The following is a 19,459-nucleotide window of genomic DNA, read 5'->3' as shown; positions in this document are numbered from 1 at the left end:
CCGCCGGTGACCGCCTCCTTCCTGCGCCTGCTGCTGTGCCTGTGCCTGCTGGTCGACACGCTCGGCCCGGCGGTCGCCGGCACGCACCTGGCGCTGGCGCGCGTGGCGGTCGACGCGCCGCGGCCGGCGTCCGTGGAGGCGCAGGCCGGGCACGGCTGCCACGACGCGGCCATGCTGGAGCGCGAGGCGCCGGCCGCACCGGACGGGGACTGCCTCGAGCGCTGTCTGGAGCTGTGCCTGCAGCACGGCGTGGCCATGCTCCCGGCTCCGCCTGCATTGCCCGCGACCGTGCAGGCCCCGCTCCCCGCGGCGACCGGCCAGTCGCAGCGTGGTCCGGTGCACGCTGGGCCGCCCCTGCGTCCTCCCATCGGCTGAGCGGCGCCTGCGGGCCACCTGATCGCGCGCGGCATCCGCGCGCCGACCTCCCTGCCAGCCGGCGCGCACGCGCGCCGCGGAGTCCGCCATGCACCACCCGCTGCAATTGCCGTCGGCGCCGCCGTCGTCCGGCCGCCGCCGCTTCGTCCAGGGCCTGTGCCTGGGCACCGCCGCCCTCGCCGCGGGCACCGCGCGCCTGCCTGCACACGCGCGCGACGCCGGTGAAGCCGCATCGCCCGGCGTCCTGTCCGGGCGCGAATTCCAGCTCGACATCGGCGCCTCGATCGTCGACATCACCGGACGGCCGCGCCCGGCGATCACCGTCAACGGCCGCCTGCCCGCACCGGTGCTGCGCTGGCGCGAGGGCGACACGGTGACCCTGCGCGTACGCAACCGCCTGCGCGACGTGCCGACCTCGATCCACTGGCACGGCATCCTGTTGCCGGCCAACATGGACGGCGTGCCGGGCATGAGCTTCGACGGCATCCTGCCGGGCGAGTCGTACCTGTACCGCTTCACCCTGCGCCAGGCCGGCACCTACTGGTACCACAGCCATTCGCTGTTCCAGGAGCAGGCGGGCCTGTACGGCGCGATCGTCGTCGACCCGCGCGAACCGCCGCCCTACCACTGGGACCGCGAGCACGTGGTGCTGCTCTCGGACTGGACCGACCTCGACCCGGCCGCGCTGTTCCGGCGCCTGAAGAAGGCGCCGCACCACGACAACTGGTACAAGCCCACCGTCGGCGACTTCCTGCGCGACGCGCGCGAGCACGGACTGCGCGCCACGCTCGCCGACCGCGCGGCCTGGGGCCGGATGCGGATGACGCCGAGCGACCTGTCCGACGTCAACGGCCACACCTACACCTACCTGGTGAACGGCCGGTCGCCGGCAGGCAACTGGACCGGCCAGTTCCGCCCGGGCGAGAAGGTGCTGCTGCGCCTGATCAACGCCTCGGCGATGACCCACTTCGACCTGCGCATCCCGGGGCTGAAGATGACCGTGGTGGCCGCCGACGGCCAGTACGTGCACCCGGTCAGCGTCGACGAACTGCGCATCGCCACCGCCGAGACCTACGACGTGATCGTCGAGCCGTCCGGCCAGGACGCCTACACCATCTTCGCCCAGGACCTGGGGCGCACCGGCCACGCGCGCGGCACGCTCGCCGTGCGCGCAGGGCTGGAGGCGCCGGTGCCCGCGGTCGATCCGCGCCCGCTGCTGACGATGCAGGACATGGGACACGGCGGCCACGGTGCGCCGGCCGAGGGCGCATGCGGCGCACACATGGCCGAAGGCGCCTGCGGCGCGGCCATGTCGCATGGCGCGGGGCACGGCGCGCACGCCGGCCACGGCATGCAATCGCACCCGGCCAGCGAAGCCGGCAATCCGCTGGTCGACATGCAGACCATGGCCCCCGCGCCGCGCCTGGACGACCCGGGCATCGGCCTGCGCGGCAACGGTCGCCGCGTGCTCGCCTACGCCGACCTGCGCAGCCTGTTCGACGACCCCGACGGCCGCGAGCCCGGCCGCACGGTGGAGCTGCACCTGACCGGGCACATGGAGAAGTTCGCCTGGTCGTTCGACGGCATTCCCTTCGCCAGCGCCGAGCCGCTGCGGCTCAACTACGGCGAGCGCATGCGAATCGTGCTGGTCAACGACACGATGATGCAGCACCCGATCCACCTGCACGGCCTGTGGAGCGACCTGGAGGACGCGAACGGCGCCTTCATGGTGCGCAAGCACACCGTGGACATGCCGCCGGGCACGCGCCGCAGCTACCGCGTGCGCGCCGACGCGCTCGGCCGCTGGGCCTACCACTGCCACCTGCTCTACCACATGGAGGCGGGCATGATGCGCGAGGTGCGCGTGGAGGAACGCGCATGAAGCGCTTCGCCCATGCCATCGCCGTCACGCTGCTGCTGGGCGTCGCCGGGCAGGCCACCGCCCGGCATTCCGTCCATGCCGCGCCGCCGCAGCACCCGCCGCACGACGCGACGCCGCCGCCCGCCGCGGACCCACGCACGGCCACCACGTGTTCGCCTGAGCACGCCGCGATGGGCCACTGCACGCCGCCCGCGACGCCGACGCCCCCGGCGCCCTGCAGCCCCGGGCACGCGGCGATGGGGCATTGCACGCCCGCACCCGCACCGGCCGGCTGCACGCCGGAGCACGCCGCGATGGGCCACTGCGCGCCCGCGGCGGCGATGCCGCGCGAGCCGGTCCCGCCGGTCACCGACGTCGACCGCGCGGCCGCCTTCCCCGTGCTCGCGCACGCGGGCATGGTGCATGCGCCCGCGCGCTACACGCGGGTGACCCTGCACCGCCTGGAGGGCTGGGAGGACGACGGCCAGCACGGCGCCGCGTGGGACGCCAGTGCTTCGACCGGTGGCGACATCCACCGCCTGTGGCTGCGCGGCGGCGGCGAACGCGCCGGCGGACGCACCACCGCATCGCACGTCGAGCTGCAGGCCTCGCGCGCCGTCGCGCGCTGGTGGGACGTGTTCGCCGGCATGCGCCACGACATCCGTCCCGGCGAGCCGCGCACGCGCGCCGCGCTCGGCGTGCGGGGCCTCGCCCCGTACATGTTCGAGGTCTCGGCCACCGCCTACCTGGGCGCGGGCGGCCTGTCCGCGGAGCTGGAAGCCGAGTACGACCTGCGCTTCACCAACCGCCTGGTGCTGCAGCCTTCGCTGGAACTGGAACTCGACGCGCGTAACGACCCGGCCCGCGGCACCGGCCGCGGCCTGTCGACGGCCGAGGCGGGCCTGCGCCTGCGCTACGAGGTGACCCGCCGCTTCGCGCCCTATGTCGGCGTGGTGCACGAGCGCGCGTTCGGGGCCACGGCGCGGGCACGCGAGACCGTAGGCGGACATGCGCGGGAGACGCGCGTCGTGGCGGGGGTGCGGATCTGGTTCTGAGGCAAGGAGTGTCCTCCGGGGTTTCCGGTTCGGCCCGAACGGAAGGCGGCCGCCGATCCGATGCCGGGGCGAGGGCGCGCGAACGGGTCCGGGCGTCCCGTTCGTGCCACCGGTCGTCATCGGGGTCGCGGCTGAAGCCGCTCCTACAAGCGGTCCCGCTGTAGGAGCGGCTTCAGCCGTGACCCGCGCCCGCCTCCGCGTCCCACGCGTCGAGTTCCGCCCTGCGCGGCAGCGACCAGTCGATTGGCGCCAGCCCACGCGAGGCGAGGTAACGGTTGGCCTTGGAGAAGTGCCCGCAGCCCAGGAACCCGCGGTGCGCCGACAGCGGCGAGGGATGGGTGGTGCGCAGCACGCAGTGCCGGCGCGTGTCCACGATCGCGCCCTTCTTCTGCGCGTAGCTGCCCCAGAGCATGAACACCAGGCCCTCGCGCTCGCGATTGAGCACCTCCACCACGTGGTCGGTGAAGCCTTCCCAGCCGCGGCCCTGGTGCGCGCCGGGACGGCCGTCCTCGACGGTGAGCACCGCGTTGAGCAGCAGCACGCCGCGGCGCGCCCACGGCAGCAGCCAGCCGTGGTCGGGCGGCGCGATGCCGAGGTCGCGCTCGAGCTCCTTGTACATGTTCTGCAGCGACGGCGGCACCGGCACGCCCGGCGCCACCGAAAAGCACAGGCCGTGCGCCTGGCCGGGTCCGTGGTAGGGATCCTGGCCCAGGACCACCACCTTGACCGCATCGAACGGGGTGGCGTCGAACGCCGCGAAGATCTGCCGGCCGGGCGGATAGACCCGCACGCCCGCGGCCTTGCGCTCGCGCAGGAACGCCGACAGCGCGCGCATGTCCTCGCGCGCGAACCACCCGCCCACGCGCGCCTTCCACGAGGGTTCGAGCCGCAGCGCGTCGCTCATACCTGCAGCGGATGGACCGGCAGCCGCGACAGGCGCAGCTGGAACAGGGCCTTGGTCGCGAGCAGGCGTTCCTCGATCGGCTTGAGCACCAGGTCGTTGGCGCCCTCGCGCAGCAGCGCGGCCTGGTTGTCGCGGTTGTCGTCGCCGGTCATCACCAGCACCGGCAGCCGGCGCTTGCCGTAGCCCATGGCGTTGCGGATCCGGTCGAGCACGTCGCGGCCGTCGAGCTCGCCCTTGAGGTAGAGGTCGGTCAGCACCAGGTCCGCGCCCGGCGCGGCCTCGGTGCCCACGTAGGCCTCGAGGTAGGCGATCGCGTCCTCGGCGTTGGTGACGTGGGTGACGCGCATCTGGTGCGACTCGAGCATGCGCCGGATCGCCACCGCCACCGTGCGGCTGTCCTCGATGTAGAGCACGTGCGCGTCGGGGATCGGCTCGGGCTGCACGTAGCCGCGGATGAACGCGGCCAGCGCGTTGTGGCCCAGGCCCTTGTCGAAGTAGTCGGTGACGTCCTCGGTGAAGCGGCGGTCCTCCAGGTGCGACTGCACGTCGCCGGAGATCACGATCACCGGCACGTAGCGCTGGCCGCCGGCCTCGCGCACCGCGCGCGCCACCTGCAGGCCGTCGCCGTCGGGCAGCACCAGCGCGGTGGTCACCAGGTCCACCGGACCGGCGGCGAGCGCCGCGTTGGCCTCGGCCACGCTGCCGGCCTCGGCCACGCGCACGCCGGGCAGCTCCTTCTGCAGCACCGCGTGGATCAGCTTGCGCACCAGCTTGGAGCCGTCGACCACCAGCACGCAGGGGTTGTCGGTGTCCAGATGGCGCAGGTCGTGCGAGATCATGCTGGTCAGGTCCCGGATGGGCGCGTCTGGCGCAGGAAGTGCCCGGTCACCAGGCCGGCGCCAAGCCAGCCCAGCGCGGTCGCCCCGGCCAGGACCGAGAGCGTCCACTGCAGGTCGATGCCGGTGAGCGCGAAGCGGCTGCCGTAGCTGGCGGCCAATTCCGCGAGCGGGCCGGCCAGCGCCGCGCCGGCCACCGCCAGCAGCGCCGCCGCGAGCCCGCCGGCGCCCAGACCGTACCACGCCCCCAGGTAGAGGAAGGGCCGGCGGATGAAGCCGTCGGTGGCGCCGAGCAGCTGCAGCACGCCGATCTCGCCGCGCCGCGACTGGATGTCCAGGCGCACCGTGTTGCCGACCACCAGCAGCACGCCGAGGCCGAACAGCGCTGCCAGCACCCAGGCCACGCGGGTGCCGAACCGCAGCCAGGTGTCCAAGCGCTGGCGCCATTGCGCGTCGTGCTGCACCAGGTCGGCCTCGGGCAGCTCGCGCAGCCAGCCGGCCAGGGCCAGTTCGTCCCCCGCGGGCGCCACCACCAGCGCGTGCGGCAGCGGGTTGTCGTCGCCGACCGCGTCGATCACGCCGGCCAGCGACGGATCCACGCGCAGCGACTCCAGCCCCTGCGCCGGCGTCACGTGGCGCACCGCGGCCACGGCCGCGTTGGCCTCCAGCTCGCCGGCCAGCGCCACGGCGCGGGCATCCTCGACGTCCTGCCGCAGGAACACGGTGATCTCGCGCGAACGCTCGACGTTGCCGGCCAGGCGCTCGAGGTTGCCGAGCACCAGCGCCAATCCGAGCGGCAACGCCAGCGACAGCGCCATCACCGCCATCGTCAGCAGCGCCGCCCACGGCCGTTCGAACACGCGCCCCAGGCTGGCCACCAGGCTGTAGCCGTGGTGGTCGAACCAGGTGCGCACCGGCGACGGCGGGCGCAGCGGCGCGGCGGCGCGCGGGTCAGCCATCGGCCAGTTCCTCCGGCGCGATATCGTCGACCAGGCGGCCCTGGTCGAGCACCAGCACCCGCTTGCGCATGCGCCGGACCAGCCCCAGGTCGTGGCTGGCCACCAGCACGCTGGTGCCGCGCTCGGGGAGCGATGCGAACAGCGACATGATCTCCGCGGCCAGGGTCGGGTCGAGGTTGCCGGTCGGCTCGTCGGCCACCAGCAGGCGCGGCTCGCCCACCAGCGCGCGGGCAATGCCCACGCGCTGCTGCTCGCCGGCCGAGAGCTGCGCCGGCAGCGCGCGCTCGCGGTCGCCCAGGCCCAGGCGCTCGAGCACGCCCCGCACCCGCCGGCCGATCTCGCCGCGGCGCAGGCCGCGCAGCACCAGCGGCAGGGCGACGTTGTCGAACACGCTGCGGTCGGTGAGCAGGCAGTGGTCCTGGAACACCACGCCGACCTCGCGCCGGTGCAGGGCCACGCGCCGGCCGCGCACCTTGAGCAGGTTGCGGTCGTTGAACAGCACCGTGCCGCGACTCGGGCGCTCGGCCAGGTGGATCAGCTTGAGCAGGGTGCTCTTGCCGGCGCCCGAATGCCCGGTAAGGAACAGCATCTCGCCGGCCGCTACCTCGAAGCTGACTTCGGACAGCGCCGCTCGCCCACCCGGGTACTGCTTGCTGACGTGGTCGAAGCGCAGGACGGCCATGGCCGGGAGTATCGCAGAACTGGCCTTCGCCGGACCGGGGCGCGGTGCCGGGTTTCCGCGGCGGACGGCGGTGCCGGCGATGCCCGCGCCGGCACGCGTTCCCCGCTAGTGCTGGCCCTGCGGCGCGCGCGTCACCAGCTTGCGCAGGCGTGCGCCGATGCGCGAGAGCAGCGAAGGCGCGCGGCCGGCCGGCGCCTCGGCCGGCCGCTGCGGCGCCGGCTTCTGGCGCGCGCGCTCGCGTTCCGGCGCGGGCTTGCCGTCGCGCGTCTGGCCACTGCCATGGGCCGCGGCCTCGGCCCCGTCGATGCGCTTTCCGCGGCGACGGCGGCGGCGCTTGCGCGGCGGGCGCGACTCGTCGGGCATCGCCGCGGCCACCGCGCCGGCGGCGTCGATCACGGGCGCCGGCGCCGCGGGCGTGGCGGCGTCGCTGGATGGCGGCGCATCGGCGGCGGCCGCCGCCGCGGGTACGGCATCGGGCCTGGGCTTGCGCGTGCGCCGCTTGCGCGGCCGCTCGCCGTCGCCGTCCGGGCGCTGGCCGCGGCTGCCGGCGCCGCGCGGGCCGCGGCCACCGCCACGCTTGGCGTCCTCGGCCGCGCGCGCCTCGCGCACCTCGCGGTAGATCTCGCCGATGCTGTCGCCGTCGTCGTCGCCGGCGGGCACCGCCGCGCGCGGCTGGCGCGGGACCGGCACCAGCAGGTCCGGCGTGACCGGCTCGGACGGGATCTTCTGGCCGATGTAGGCCTCGATGTCGGGCAGGCCGATCGCGTAGCGCTCGCAGGCGAAGCTGATCGCGTCGCCCTCGGCGCCCAGGCGCGCGGTGCGCCCGATGCGGTGCACGTAGTCCTCGGCGTCGAACGGCAGGTCGTAGTTGTAGACGTGGCTGACGCCCTCGATGTGCAGGCCGCGCGCGGCCACGTCGGTGGCGACCAGGATCTCGAGCTGCCCGGCCTGGAACTTGCGCAGCAGCGACTCGCGCTTCTTCTGCGGCACGTCGCCCGAGAGCACGCCGACCCGGTAGCCGGCCTTCTCCAGTGCGCGCGCCACCCGCTCCACGTATACCTTGGTGTTGACGAACACCATGGTGCGGGCGCCCTCGCTGCGCGAGAGCAGGCCCAGCAGCAGCGGCAGCTTCTCCTCGTCGGCCGGGTAGTACAGCTTCTGGCGCACGCGCGCGGCGGTGACCGTCTCGGCCTCCACCACCACCTTCTCAGGCTCGTTCATGTGCTCGTAGGCCAGCTCGAGCACACGGTGGCTCAGGGTGGCGCTGAACAGCAGGGTCTGGCGCTCGGTGCGGATCGGCATGCGCCGCAGCAGGAAGCGGATGTCCTTGATGAAGCCGAGGTCGAACATGCGGTCGGCCTCGTCGAGCACGCACACCTCGCACGCGTGCAGGCTCACCACCTTGTGCTGCTTGACGTAGTCGATCAGGCGGCCGGGGGTGGCGATGATGACGTCGGCGCCGGCCTGCAGCTGGGCGCGCTGCTTGTCGTAGTCCACGCCGCCGTAGACGAGGGCGAACTTCAGGCCCAGGTCGGAGGCGAACTTCACCGCGTCCTTGTGGATCTGGATCGCCAGTTCGCGGGTCGGGGCCAGGATCAGCGCGCGCGGATCCTCCGGCTTGCGCTCGGCCAGCGCCGGCCTGGTCAGCAGGCGGTTGATGACGGTGACGAGGAAGGCCAGGGTCTTGCCGGTGCCGGTCTGGGCCTGGCCGGCGACGTCGCGCCCGGCCAGGGTGATCGGCAGGGTCAGCGCCTGGATGGGGGTGCAGCGGGTGAATCCTGCCGCCTCCAGGCCGGCCAGCAGGGCCGGGTGCAGTTCGAAGCTGGAGAAGGTGACGTCGGTAAGTGGCTTGTCGCTCATGGATGGGATCTTGGGTGCGGCTCCCGCTGCCGCCACGTGCCTGGAAGCAGCTCCCGGTCCGCTTGGGTCGCCGCGCTGCGGGACCTGGCGCCGCTTCGCGGCGACCCAAACGGGCTGGGAAGTGCTTCGGGCTGCATGACGCGCTCTGGAGCTTGCGTGGGCGGCGCCCGCATCGCAGACTGCCTTGGAATCGGGACGGCGCCGCGAAGGCGCGCTCCCGGGGGCTCGCGGACCAGCCAGGGACGCGTGGGGCGCCCCGGGGCTCCCGGACGGGTGGCCCTTGAGTTGGGCCGCGAATCGCCCAAGTTTACCATCCATCCCGCGGCCGCCCGACCGGCCGCCCCCATCCCTTCCAGGAGCCCTTCCGTGAGCGAACACGTCATCCACGCCACCGACGCCGATTTCGATGCCACCGTGCTGCAGTCCGCCGAGCCGGTGCTGGTCGACTTCTGGGCGCCGTGGTGCGGGCCGTGCAAGATGATCGCGCCTGCCCTGGACGAGCTGGCCGACGAGTACGCCGGGCGGGTGAAGATCGCCAAGGTCAACGTCGACGAGAACCGCGCCACCGCGATGCGCTACCACGTGCGCTCGATCCCGATGCTGCTGCTGTTCAAGGACGGCCAGGTCCAGGCCACCCAGATCGGCGCCGTGGGCAAGTCCCAGCTGGCGCAGGTGATCGAAAAGGCCCTGTAGGCGGGCAGGCCGTCCGGCGGGGCCGAGCGGACCCTCCGCGGCCCCTGAACGGCGCCGCGGGGCCGCTTGCCGTGGCCCGCGCCCGGTGTTAGGTTTGGCGCATCCGGCGTGGACCATCGCGCCGCACCCCGTCTGCAACGCTTCCCGTTTCTTTCCTTCCCGCCCGTTCCAGGGCGCTCGCAGCTAGCGAGGATCTCGCACTTGTCCGACAACACCCCCGACGACGGCGGCACCGCCACCAAGCGCGTGCGCAAGACTGCCGCCCGCGCGCCCCGCAAGGCCCAGTCCGCCCCCGACATTCCCGACGCCACCGATACCCCGAAGCCGTCGGAGCCGGCGGCCGCCCCGGCCACGCCGCGCCCGCCGGAGGCCGCGTCCGCGCCTGCGGCAGCGCCAGCCGCCGACGCCCAGCCAGCCGCGTCCGCCGCCCAGCCCGCGCCCACGGCGCCCGCCCAGCCGCCGGCCGCCGCGGCCGCCACCAGCGGCGGCGACGCCCAGGGCGAAGGCGGCCAGTCGCAGCGCCAGCAGCACGAGGGCCACCGCAACAACGGCAGCCCCGGCGGCAGCCGTCGCGACCGCTTCCGCAACCGCCGCGACCGCCAGCGCGACCGCCACCGCGACAGCGGCCTGCCCCAGGACGACGGCAACGGCGACCAGCAGGCGCACCGCCTGCCGCCGCCGAGCATCCCCGAGGGCTTCCCGCAGTACACGCTGGGCGACCTGAAGCGGATGCCGGCGCACAAGCTGCTCGACATCGCCGAGCAGCTCAACATCGAAGGCGTGGCCCGCGCCCGCAAGCAGGACGTGATCTTCGCCCTGCTCAAGGTGCTCACCCGCACCAGCGAGGGCGTGCAGGCCGACGGCGTGCTGGAGATCCTGCCCGACGGCTTCGGCTTCCTGCGCGGCGCCGAGGCCAGCTACCTGGCCGGCCCGGACGACGTCTACATCTCGCCCAGCCAGATCCGCCGCTTCAACCTGCGCACCGGCGACCACCTGTCCGGCCGCATCCGCTGGCCCAAGGACGGCGAGCGCTACTTCGCGCTCAACGTGGTCGACACCATCAACGGCGAGCCGCCGGAAGCCAGCAAGGGCAAGGTGCTGTTCGAGAACCTGACCCCGCTGTTCCCGCGCAAGCGCTTCAAGCTCGAGCGCGGCGACGGCTCCTCCGAGGACATCGCCGGCCGCATCCTCGACCTGATGGCGCCGCAAGGCAAGGGCCAGCGCTCGCTGATCGTCTCGCCGCCCAAGGCCGGCAAGACCATGCTCATGCAGCAGATCGCGACCGCGATCACCACCAACCACCCGGAAGTGCACCTGATCGTGCTGCTGGTGGACGAGCGCCCCGAGGAAGTGACCGAGATGCAGCGCACCGTGCGCGGCGAGGTCGTGTCCTCGACCTTCGACGAGCCGGCCGCGCGCCACGTGCAGGTCGCCGAGATGGTGATCGAGCGCGCCAAGCGCCTGGTCGAGCACAAGAAGGACGTGGTGATCCTGCTCGACTCGATCACCCGCCTGGCTCGCGCCTACAACAACGTGGTGCCGTCCTCGGGCAAGGTGCTCACCGGCGGCGTCGACGCCAACGCCCTGCACCGCCCGAAGCGCTTCTTCGGCGCCGCGCGCAACGTCGAGGAAGGCGGCTCGCTGACCATCATCGCCACGGCGCTTGTCGACACCGGCAGCGCGATGGACAAGGTGATCTACGAGGAGTTCAAGGGCACCGGCAACTCCGAGGTGCACCTGGACCGTCGCATCGCCGAGAAGCGCGTGTACCCGGCGATCGCGGTCAACCTCTCCGGCACCCGCCGCGAGGACCTGCTGATCGAGCCGGAGCTGCTGCAGAAGATCTGGATCCTGCGCAAGCTGCTGCACCCGATGGACGAGATCGCGGCGATGGAATTCCTGCTCGACAAGATGAAGAGCACCAAGTCCAACGACGAGTTCTTCGCCTCGATGAAGCGCTGAGGCCCCGGGCCCGGCGCACGGACGAGCCCCGCGACAGCGGGGCTTTTCCTTTTCCGGTTCCCCGTTCCCGCGCGGCCCGGCAGGCGGCAGGCATCCGCCGCGCGCGGCGCGAACGCGGCCGCCACGGCCCCGGTGCGACGCCCACGCGCTGGACTTGGCCCGCCCGCCGGCCGCACCATGCGCCTCCCGGGCACCGGCGTGCGCGCCGGCCCGACGTGGACATCGCCGTGTCTTCGCGGATCGCCGCCACCTTCCTCGCCAACGCCCCCGCGCGCCTGGACGCACTGGACGCGCGGCTCGCGCGCGCCGCGGCGCCGACGGACGTGGCCTGGACGCTGTGCGGCTTCGCCGGCAAGGAGCTCGACCTGGTGGACGCGATCGCCTACCTGCGCGATCCATGCGGCGCCACCCTCACCCAACAGGCGGCCTGGGGCCCCAAGCGCGCCGCCAGCCGGGTGCTCGAATCGCGGCTCACGCTGGCCGTGGGACAGGGCATCGTCGGCCGCTGCGCCCGGCTGCGCCTGCCGCAGCGCACCGGCGACGCGCGCTTCGACCCGCGCTACGTGCCCGACGACCAGGCGAACCTGTCGGAACTGGCGGTGCCGATCCAGTGCGGCCGCGCGCTGTACGGCGTGCTCGACAGCGAGCATCCGGACGCCGACTTCTACACCCTCGCGCACGAGCACGCACTGCAGGCAATCGCCGAACGCGGCGCGCGACGGCTGGAGGCGCTGGCGGCTCCTGCGCGGCGCTGACCGGCGCGGTCGGCACCCGCCGGGGTCCACTGCCGGGGTCCGTCGCGCGGCGCGCGAAGCCGCGGCCGCGCCCATGGCAGCGGAACGGGCGCCGCATCAGTGGACGCGCGCGACCTCAGCCGCGGTCGCGCAGGAACCGGGCCATCGACACGCCGGTCGGGGCCGGAACGTATTCGTGGGCGACGTCGACGAAGCCGCGCATCACCGCGATCTCGCGCGGGGTGCGGTTGAGCGCGTCGCGCGCCTCGGGATCGGCGCCGGCGCGCAGCAGGCGCCGGGTCAGCTGCAGCAGCCCGTGCAGCGCGGCCAGGTGCAGCGGGCCGAAGCCGCGCGGGTCGCGCGCATCCAGGTCCGCGCCCTCGTCGAGCAGCTGCTCGACCACCGCCATCAGCACGTCCTCGTCGCAGGCCGAGCCAGGCTCGGCGCGCGCGCCCAGCAGCAGCAGCAGCGGCGTCACCCCGCCGGCGGCGACCGCATCGACCTCGGCGCCGGCCAGCAGCAGGGTGTCGAACAGCGCCACCAGGCGGGTGCGGTCGCGCGCGGTGAAGCCGTACAGCGCGGCGCAGTGCAGCGGGGTCAGGCCCTGGGCGTCGGTGGCATGCACGTTGGCGCCGGCGGTCATCAACCGCGCGCACATCTCCGGCAGGCCGAGCGCGGCCGCGAGCATCAGCACCGTGACCTCGCCGGGCAGGCGCTGTTCGAGCTGGGCGCCGGCGGCGAGCAGACGGTCGACGATCTCGACGTGGCGCATGCTCACCGCCGCCGACAGCGGGGTGGCACCGGTGTTGGCCACGTGCTGCGGATGCGCGCCGCGCGCCAGCAGCAGGTCGACCACCGCCTGGTGCCCGCCGCCGCAGGCGCGCAGCAGGGCGGTGCAGCCCTGGGCGTCGACCGCTTCCAGCGGCAGGCCGAGGTCGAGCAGGCGCCGCACCGCGTCCACGTCGCCGGCCATCGCCGCGGCCGGCAGGTCGGCCGGCTGCAGCATGCGCCGCGGCAGCGGCCAGCCGCGCCAGTCGAGCCAGTCGGCGAGGTCGCGGCGGCCGCTGGCCAGGGCGACGCCGAGCGGGGTCTGGCCGTCCTGGGCGCGCGCGTCGATCGCCGCGCCGTGGCGCACCAGGGTCTTGAGCACGCCCTCGCGCGCCAGCGCCGCGGCCAGGTGCAGCGCGGTCATGCCGCGCGCGTCGCGGGCGTCGGCATCGACGCCGATCTCGAGCAGGCGATCGATCAGGCGGTCCCAGCCCAGGTGCACGGCCAGCGACAGCGCCGGGTCGCCCGCATCCGAGGGGCCGAACGGATCAACGCCGGCGTCCACCAGTTCCAGCGCGCATTGTTCCAGCGCGCGACCGGCCTGGTCGCCGTCGACGCAGGCGGCCAGGAACCGCGCCAGGCCACCGCGCCCGGCCGGCGATGCGCCATGGCGCAACAGCGCCTGGATCGCCGGCGCCGCGGCCGGGCCGCGCGCGAGCAGCCGGGACAGCGCGGTACCGCCATCTGCGTCGCGCGCCTCCAGGTCCGCGCCCTGCGCCACCAGCCAGTCGATGCGCGCGGGCGTGGGCAGCTCGTCCCCCGGGGCGAGCAGCGCGCCGAGTTCGGCCGGGGAGACGAGCGCGGCGACGCGTTCGAGGTCCTCGTAGCGCCCGGCATCGAGGCCTTCGCGCAGCAGCACCAGCGGCGCGCGGTCGGGCAGCGGCGCTTCGCCGGCGTCGGCCTGGACGCTGGCCGGCAGCGCGTAGGCCGGATCGAGCAGGGCGACCAGGCGCCAGCGCCCGGCGCCCGCCGCGACCTCGACCGCGCTGCGGCCGTCGCGGTCACGACGCGCGGGATCGAGCCCGAGTTCGAGCAGGCGCGCGACCAGGGCCGAGGACGGCACCTCGGCCGCGCAGGCCAGCAGCAGGGCGTGGCGGCCCTGCGCGTCCACCGCCTCGGGATCCGCGCCGACCGCGAGCAGGGCCTCGAACGCGGCCAGGCTGCCGCCGCGCGCGGCCTCGAGCAGCGGCGTGGACTGGCCGGCGTCGCACGCATGCACGTCGCCGCCGGCATCGAGCAGGGCGGCGATGGTCGAGGCATGGCCCTGGAACGCGGCCACGTGCAGCGCGGTGCGGCCTTCGCCGTCGCGCGCGTCCACCCTGGCCTTGTGCCGCAGCAGCAGCTGCACGCCCGCCGGGTCGTCTTCGTCGCCGCCGGCGGCCGCCAACAGCGCCGGGGTGCCGGTTTCCGCCCCGGGCCTGGCGCCCCGCTCGAGCAGGAAGCGGGCGAGGCGCCAGTTGCCGGCCGCGCAGGCCACGCCCAGCGGGGTGAGGCCGTCGTGGTTCCGGGTATCGAGCGCGGCCGAGGCATCGAGCAGCAGCGCGGCCACGCCGGGGTCGGAGCTGCGCGCGGCGTGGTGCAGCGGGGTGTTGCCGTCGCGATCGGCGGCGCGCGGGTCGGCGCCGTTGGCGAGCAGGGTCATCACCGCCTCGGGGCGGCCGTGCCAGCTGTCGCGGGTGGCCGCCAGCAGCGGCGTGAGCCCGCCGTGGGCGGCGTTGACGTCCACTCCGGCGGCGATGAGCGCGCGCAGCAGGCGCAGGTCGGGCAGGACCGCGGCGAGCACCGCGAGCGGGCGCTGGTCGCGCTCGTCCTCCAGCGGCAGGCCGTGGGCATCGGCACCCGCTTCGAGCAGGGCCAGCGCCTGGTCGACGCGGCCGGCGCGCGCGGCCGCGTACAGCGCGCGGTCGAGGTCGCCTTCGGGGAGCACGGGCGCGAGGCTGGAAGGCTCGCCCTCCATGTCGACCACCGGGATCGGCCTGGACAGCAGCGGCGGCTCGGGCAGGCGCTGCAGCAGCAGGTGCAGCAGCGGCCAGGCGACCAGCGCCGCGCCGGCCACGGCCCAGCGCGCCTGCGGCCCCAGCAGCCCGGGCCAGGCCAGCAGCAGGATCGAGCCGAGGATGGCGGCCACGCAGGCGGCCGCGCCCAGGCCGTGCCAGCCGGACGCGTCGCGGGCGTCGAGCGCCTGCCAGTGGGCGCCCAGCGTCCCGCCCTCTCGCGCGCTGGCGCGCCACAGCGGCCAGCTGCGCCACAGCGCCACCACGCACACGCCGGCGACCGCGCTCAGGCCGAGCGCCGCGCCCAGCCCGCCGCCGCGCAGCAGCGCGGCCAGCGGCCAGGCCGCGAGCAGGGCCGCCGCCGCCAGCGCGCCGGCCCACAGCGCGAGCAGCGCGCGCAGGTCGCGCAGCGCCGTCGCGCGGTCCAGGCCCTGCAGCCCGTCGCGGGCGCGGACCGCCAGCGCCAGCGCCGGCTGGGCCAGCGCGCCGGCCACGGCCGCGACCACGCCGCCGACGCCGGTGGCGAGGATGAGCAGGGCCGCGATCGCCGCGGCGGCAAGCGCAGGCCTGCGGTCCGGGCGGGCCTCAGGCATCGGTGCCCCAGTCCTCGCTCATCGGATCGGCGTCCAGCGCGGGCGGGAACTGCAGGTGGTAGCCGCGGGCGGCCAGGTTCGCGCGCACCTCGTCGGGGTTCTCGCGGGCGAGCTTGCGGTCCGGGGTCAGGGCCACGTCGAGCACGAACTGCAGCGGACCCAGGCGGGCGCGCAGGGGTTCGGGGAGGCGGTCGAACGCGTCGCGCGCATCGAGGTAGACGTAGGTGTCGGCCCGGCGCCGGCTTTTGTAGACGTAGGCGTGCATGTCCCGCGCAGTGTCGCAGTTCACGGAATTGTGCGGGAAATGCGCGCGCCGGGGAACGCGCCGCGGTTCAGCCGCCGGGGCGGGGGCGGCCGGCCGTGCCCCCCGACAGGTGCCCCGGCGCCGACGAACGGCTAGGCTGTTGCGGTTTTTTACGTCCATTCGCCCGACATGCGCCGACTCCTTCCGCTGTGCTGCCTGCTGTTCGCCGGCCTGCTCCAGGCCCAGCCCTCGCAACCGCTGACCCTGGACCGGATCATGGCCGATCCGGCCTGGATCGGGCCGCCGGTGGAACAGGCCTGGTGGTCCTGGGACGGCCGCGAGGTGTACTACCCGCTGCGCCGCGGCGACACCCGGATCCAGGACCTGTACGCGCAGCCGGTGGACGGCGGCCAGGCGCGCCTGCTCGACGGCGCCGCGCGCGGCGCGATCGACGGCGCCGAGCCGGTACTCGACCCGCAGCGGGTGCGCATGGCCTTCGTGCGCAGCGGCGACGTGTTCGTGCGCGACCTGCGCAGCGGCGCCCTGCTCCAGCTGACCCGCTCCGAGGCCCAGGAGGTCGATCCGCGCTGGGGCAGCGACGGCAGCCTGGTCTGGCGCAGCGGCCACGACTGGTTCCGCTGGAACGCCGGCGACGGGGTCGTGGTCCACGCCGCCGCGCCGAAGGCCGAGGACGATCCGGCCAGGCCGCCCAAGGCCGACCGCATGCGCGAGGACCAGCTGCGGCTGGTGGCGACGCTGCGGCGCGAGCGCGAACAGCGCGAGGCGCTGCGCGCGCAGGAGGAGCAATGGCGCCGCGCCGATCCCAGCCGGCCGCCGGCGCCGGTGTACCTGGGCAAGGACGTCGAGATCGTCGCCACCGCGCTTTCGCCCGACGGCCGCTGGCTGTTCGCGGTGACCGAGCGCAAGCAGGACGAGCGCGGCCAGCCGGGCCGGATGCCGGTGTACCTGACCGAGTCGGGCTACGAGGACACCGAGGAGGTGCGCACCCGCGTGGGCCGCAACCTGCCGCGGGCGCAGTCGTTCTGGATCGTCGACCTGCAGCAGGGCACGCCGCGCGAGGTGTCGACCGCGCAGCTGCCCGGCATCGGCGAGGACCCGCTGGCCGCACTGCGCCGCGAAGCCGGTGCCGAGTCGCTCAAGGGGCCGCGGGCGGTGCGGATCGAAGCCGGTGTCCGCGGGCTGCTGTGGAGCGCCGACTCGCAGCGCCTGGCGCTGATGCTGCACTCGGTCGACAACAAGGACCGCTGGCTGGCGGTGCTCGATCCCGGGTCGACCACGCTGCACTCGCGCCACCGCCTGCACGACCCGGCCTGGATCAACTGGGCGTTCAACGAGTTCGGCTGGATGCCCGACCAGCGCACGCTGTGGTTCGTGTCCGAGGAGAGCGGCCATGCGCACCTGTACACGGTCGACGCCGTGCGCGGCGGCCGCGCCCGCGCGCTGACCACGGGCCGCTGGGAGGTCTCGCAGCCGGTGCTGGCGCCGGCCGGCGACCGCTTCCTGTTCACCTGCAACCGCGTCCGTCCCGGCACCTATGAACTGTGCGCGTTGCCGGCCGGCGGCGGCGAGGTGCGCGAACTCACCCGCCTGGGCGGCGTGGAAGGCTTCGTCGCCTCGCCCGACGGCGCGCGCATCGCGCTGCGCCACTCCTCGAGCTACGTGCCGCCGCAGCTGGCAGTGATGGACGCCGACGGCGGCAGCCTGCGCACCCTCACCGACACCCGCACCGCGGAATACCGCGCGTTCGACTGGCTGCAGCCCGAGTACGTGCAGGTGCCGTCGAAGCACGGCGCCGGCACCATCTGGGGCAAGTTCTACGGGCCCAGGACGCTCGAGCCGGGACGCCGCTACCCGGTGGTGCTGTTCGTGCACGGCGCGGGCTACCTGCAGAACGTGAGCGAGCGCTACCCGAACTACTTCCGCGAGCAGATGTTCCACAACCTGCTGGTGCAGCGCGGCTACCTCGTGCTCGACCTCGACTACCGCGCCTCGGAAGGCTACGGCCGCGACTGGCGCACGGCGATCTACCGGCAGATGGGCCATCCCGAGCTCGAGGACTACCTCGACGGCATCGACTGGCTGGTCGAGCACCGCCAGGCCGACCGCGAGCGCGTGGGCATCTACGGCGGCAGCTACGGCGGCTTCATGACCTTCATGGCGCTGTTCCGCAAGCCGGGCACGTTCAAGGCCGGCGCCGCGCTGCGCCCGGTCACCGACTGGTCGCAGTACAATCACAGCTACACGGCGAACATCCTCAACACGCCTGACATCGACCCCGAGGCCTACCGCAGGTCCTCGCCGATCGAATACGCCGAAGGGCTGCAGGACCACCTGCTGATCGCCCACGGCATGATGGACGACAACGTGTTCTACCGCGATTCGGTGGTGCTGGCGCAGCGCCTGATCGAACTGCGCAAGGACAAGTGGGAGATGGCCAGCTACCCGCTCGAGCGCCATGCCTACCAGCAGTCCGACTCGTGGTACGACCAGTACCGGCGGATCCTGGAGCTGTTCGAGCGCACCCTCAAATAGGTGTCCGGCCGGTTTCCGGGAACCGGGCTGACGTTCCGGAGGCAATCCCGTCTTCGGAACGGAGCCGGTCCTGCCCGAAGAGTCCGGGGCGAGTCTGTCCGGCCCGGCTGGCTTTTCCGCGGCGGGCTGTGGGCGACCCTGGTCCTGCGGCCGCGGAAGATCGATCCGTTCTTCGGCGCGCGCCGGGTCCGGGGGCCACGCCGCGGACGGCGGGCCTTCTCCGCAAATGTCCCCCGGAATCCGCCTCCGGCGGATTCCTCCTCCTTGAGTTTGCTGCGAAGGCCCGCCGCCCGCGGCGCGGCTCCGGATGCAGGGCGGAGGAGCGCGGGCGGTCCGCGGGCGCGCTTGACCGGACGCAATGCCAGCTGCACGCGCGACGCCTAGAATGGCGGCATGGACCGATTCGACGACATCCGCGACTACCTCACCGGCCTGCAGGACCGTATCTGCGCGGCGATCGAGGCCGCCGACGGCAAGGCCCGCTTCATCGAGGACGCCTGGCAGCGCGATCCCGGCGACACCAGCACCCACCTGCGCGGCGGCGGCCGCACCCGGGTGCTGCGCGAGGGCGCGGTGTTCGAGCAGGCCGGGATCGGCTTCTCCGACGTGTCCGGCGACCGGCTGCCGCCGTCGGCCACCGCCGCGCGCCCGGAGCTGGCCGGCGCGTCCTGGCAGGCGGTGGGCGTGTCGCTGGTGTTCCACCCGCGCAATCCCTACCTGCCCACCACCCACGCCAACGTGCGCCACTTCCGCGCCCTGCGCGACGGCGAAACCGTGGCCTGGTGGTTCGGCGGCGGCTTCGACCTGACCCCGTTCTATCCCTTCGACGAGGACGTGCTGCACTGGCACCGCACCGCGCGCGCGCTGTGCGAGCCGTTCGGCGGGCAGGAGCGCTACCAGGCCCACAAGCGCTGGTGCGACGAGTACTTCTACCTCAGGCACCGCAACGAGACCCGCGGCGTGGGCGGGCTGTTCTTCGACGACCTGCACACCGACATGGAGCAGGACTTCGCCTACCTGCGCGCGGTTGGCGACGGCTTCCTCGACGCCTACCTGCCGATCGTCGAGCGCCGCAAGGACACGCCCTACGGCGAGCGCGAGCGCCAGTTCCAGCTCTACCGTCGCGGGCGCTACGTCGAGTTCAACCTGGTCTACGACCGCGGCACCCACTTCGGCCTGCAGAGCGGCGGGCGCGCCGAGTCGATCCTGATGAGCATGCCGCCGCTGGTGCGATGGGAGTACGGCTATGCGCCGGAACCGGGCAGCGCGGAGGCGCGGTTGCGCGACTACCTGGTGCCGCGCGACTGGCTGGCGGGGGCCTGAGGC

The 19,459-nt window shown here is 74.2% G+C and carries 15 protein-coding genes; 8 read left to right on the top strand and 7 right to left on the bottom strand.

The features are described from left to right. Positions 1-6 precede the first annotated feature (6 nt). From FQY79_RS15350 to FQY79_RS07120, 3 genes are all read left to right on the top strand, one after another. Positions 7-375: a CopL family metal-binding regulatory protein gene (locus FQY79_RS15350; protein WP_027071073.1), complete on the top strand. Its 369-nt coding sequence runs from the start codon at positions 7-9 to the stop codon at positions 373-375. An 88-nt stretch (positions 376-463) separates the two neighbouring features. Beyond that, a complete protein-coding gene (locus FQY79_RS07125) occupies positions 464-2,257 on the top strand; it encodes a copper resistance system multicopper oxidase (protein ID WP_051322596.1) in 1,794 nt (597 codons plus the stop codon). Then, entirely contained in the window at positions 2,254-3,291 is a 1,038-nt protein-coding gene (locus FQY79_RS07120; RefSeq protein WP_146312177.1) for a copper resistance protein B, read from the top strand. The genes FQY79_RS07125 and FQY79_RS07120 overlap by 4 nt, the downstream gene beginning before the upstream one ends. A 172-nt stretch (positions 3,292-3,463) precedes the next feature. On the opposite strand, the gene ung is transcribed toward FQY79_RS07120, so the two are convergent. The 5 genes from ung to rhlB all read right to left on the bottom strand — a co-directional run bounded on the left by ung (position 3,464) and on the right by rhlB (position 8,532). Continuing rightward, complete coding sequence (gene ung / locus FQY79_RS07115) at positions 3,464-4,195, bottom strand: uracil-DNA glycosylase (RefSeq protein ID WP_146312175.1); 732 nt, start codon at positions 4,193-4,195, stop codon at positions 3,464-3,466. Beyond that, positions 4,192-5,034, bottom strand: a complete 843-nt coding sequence (locus tag FQY79_RS07110; RefSeq protein ID WP_146312173.1) for a response regulator — start codon at positions 5,032-5,034, stop codon at positions 4,192-4,194. The genes ung and FQY79_RS07110 overlap by 4 nt, the downstream gene beginning before the upstream one ends. Before the next feature lie 5 nt (positions 5,035-5,039). After that, positions 5,040-5,990 (bottom strand): permease-like cell division protein FtsX, encoded by a 951-nt coding sequence (gene ftsX / locus FQY79_RS07105; protein ID WP_146312171.1) that lies wholly within the window; start codon positions 5,988-5,990, stop codon positions 5,040-5,042. Beyond that, the gene (ftsE, locus tag FQY79_RS07100) at positions 5,983-6,672 is read right to left on the bottom strand and encodes a cell division ATP-binding protein FtsE (RefSeq protein WP_146312169.1); all 690 of its coding nucleotides are present in this window, start codon (positions 6,670-6,672) and stop codon (positions 5,983-5,985) included. The genes ftsX and ftsE overlap by 8 nt, the downstream gene beginning before the upstream one ends. A 105-nt stretch (positions 6,673-6,777) precedes the next feature. Then, positions 6,778-8,532, bottom strand: coding sequence for an ATP-dependent RNA helicase RhlB (gene rhlB, locus FQY79_RS07095; RefSeq protein WP_146312168.1), 1,755 nt, complete (start codon positions 8,530-8,532; stop codon positions 6,778-6,780). Between the two features lie 366 nt (positions 8,533-8,898). Between rhlB and trxA the strand changes: the two genes are divergently transcribed. The 3 genes from trxA to FQY79_RS15345 all read left to right on the top strand — a co-directional run bounded on the left by trxA (position 8,899) and on the right by FQY79_RS15345 (position 11,942). After that, positions 8,899-9,225: a thioredoxin TrxA gene (trxA, locus tag FQY79_RS07090; RefSeq protein WP_146312166.1), complete on the top strand. Its 327-nt coding sequence runs from the start codon at positions 8,899-8,901 to the stop codon at positions 9,223-9,225. 201 nt (positions 9,226-9,426) lie between these two features. After that, complete coding sequence (rho, locus tag FQY79_RS07085) at positions 9,427-11,187, top strand: transcription termination factor Rho (protein ID WP_146312164.1); 1,761 nt, start codon at positions 9,427-9,429, stop codon at positions 11,185-11,187. A 227-nt stretch (positions 11,188-11,414) separates the two neighbouring features. Continuing rightward, entirely contained in the window at positions 11,415-11,942 is a 528-nt protein-coding gene (locus FQY79_RS15345) for a GAF domain-containing protein (protein WP_186759840.1), read from the top strand. A 115-nt stretch (positions 11,943-12,057) separates the two neighbouring features. On the opposite strand, the gene FQY79_RS07075 is transcribed toward FQY79_RS15345, so the two are convergent. Next, positions 12,058-15,336 (bottom strand): ankyrin repeat domain-containing protein, encoded by a 3,279-nt coding sequence (locus FQY79_RS07075; protein WP_146312160.1) that lies wholly within the window; start codon positions 15,334-15,336, stop codon positions 12,058-12,060. Next, on the bottom strand, positions 15,329-15,601 hold the full coding sequence (locus FQY79_RS07070; protein WP_146312158.1) for a YcgL domain-containing protein: 273 nt from the start codon (positions 15,599-15,601) through the stop codon (positions 15,329-15,331). Before FQY79_RS07070 ends, FQY79_RS07075 begins: the two co-directional genes overlap by 8 nt. Before the next feature lie 168 nt (positions 15,602-15,769). On the opposite strand from FQY79_RS07070, the gene FQY79_RS07065 reads away from it, so the two are divergent. Together FQY79_RS07065 and hemF are read left to right on the top strand one after the other, a co-directional pair. Next, on the top strand, positions 15,770-18,133 hold the full coding sequence (locus FQY79_RS07065) for a S9 family peptidase (protein ID WP_146312156.1): 2,364 nt from the start codon (positions 15,770-15,772) through the stop codon (positions 18,131-18,133). Between the two features lie 393 nt (positions 18,134-18,526). Continuing rightward, positions 18,527-19,456: an oxygen-dependent coproporphyrinogen oxidase gene (gene hemF, locus FQY79_RS07060; protein WP_146312155.1), complete on the top strand. Its 930-nt coding sequence runs from the start codon at positions 18,527-18,529 to the stop codon at positions 19,454-19,456. The last annotated feature ends 3 nt before the right edge of the window (positions 19,457-19,459 follow it).

Source organism: Luteimonas wenzhouensis (assembly GCF_007859305.1).
In the GTDB taxonomy this organism is placed as follows: domain Bacteria; phylum Pseudomonadota; class Gammaproteobacteria; order Xanthomonadales; family Xanthomonadaceae; genus Luteimonas; species Luteimonas wenzhouensis.
This window is presented reverse-complemented; position numbering and strand designations above follow the sequence as displayed.

Coding starts and splice junctions, on each gene's coding strand:
- ftsX (WP_146312171.1), bottom strand. CDS start 5,990: ATGGCTGACCCGCGCGCCGCCGCGCCGCTGCGCCCGCCGTCGCCGGTG.
- FQY79_RS07065 (WP_146312156.1), top strand. CDS start 15,770: ATGCGCCGACTCCTTCCGCTGTGCTGCCTGCTGTTCGCCGGCCTGCTC.
- FQY79_RS07120 (WP_146312177.1), top strand. CDS start 2,254: ATGAAGCGCTTCGCCCATGCCATCGCCGTCACGCTGCTGCTGGGCGTC.
- hemF (WP_146312155.1), top strand. CDS start 18,527: ATGGACCGATTCGACGACATCCGCGACTACCTCACCGGCCTGCAGGAC.
- FQY79_RS07070 (WP_146312158.1), bottom strand. CDS start 15,601: ATGCACGCCTACGTCTACAAAAGCCGGCGCCGGGCCGACACCTACGTC.
- ftsE (WP_146312169.1), bottom strand. CDS start 6,672: ATGGCCGTCCTGCGCTTCGACCACGTCAGCAAGCAGTACCCGGGTGGG.
- FQY79_RS07110 (WP_146312173.1), bottom strand. CDS start 5,034: ATGATCTCGCACGACCTGCGCCATCTGGACACCGACAACCCCTGCGTG.
- FQY79_RS07075 (WP_146312160.1), bottom strand. CDS start 15,336: ATGCCTGAGGCCCGCCCGGACCGCAGGCCTGCGCTTGCCGCCGCGGCG.
- rhlB (WP_146312168.1), bottom strand. CDS start 8,532: ATGAGCGACAAGCCACTTACCGACGTCACCTTCTCCAGCTTCGAACTG.
- FQY79_RS07125 (WP_051322596.1), top strand. CDS start 464: ATGCACCACCCGCTGCAATTGCCGTCGGCGCCGCCGTCGTCCGGCCGC.
- ung (WP_146312175.1), bottom strand. CDS start 4,195: ATGAGCGACGCGCTGCGGCTCGAACCCTCGTGGAAGGCGCGCGTGGGC.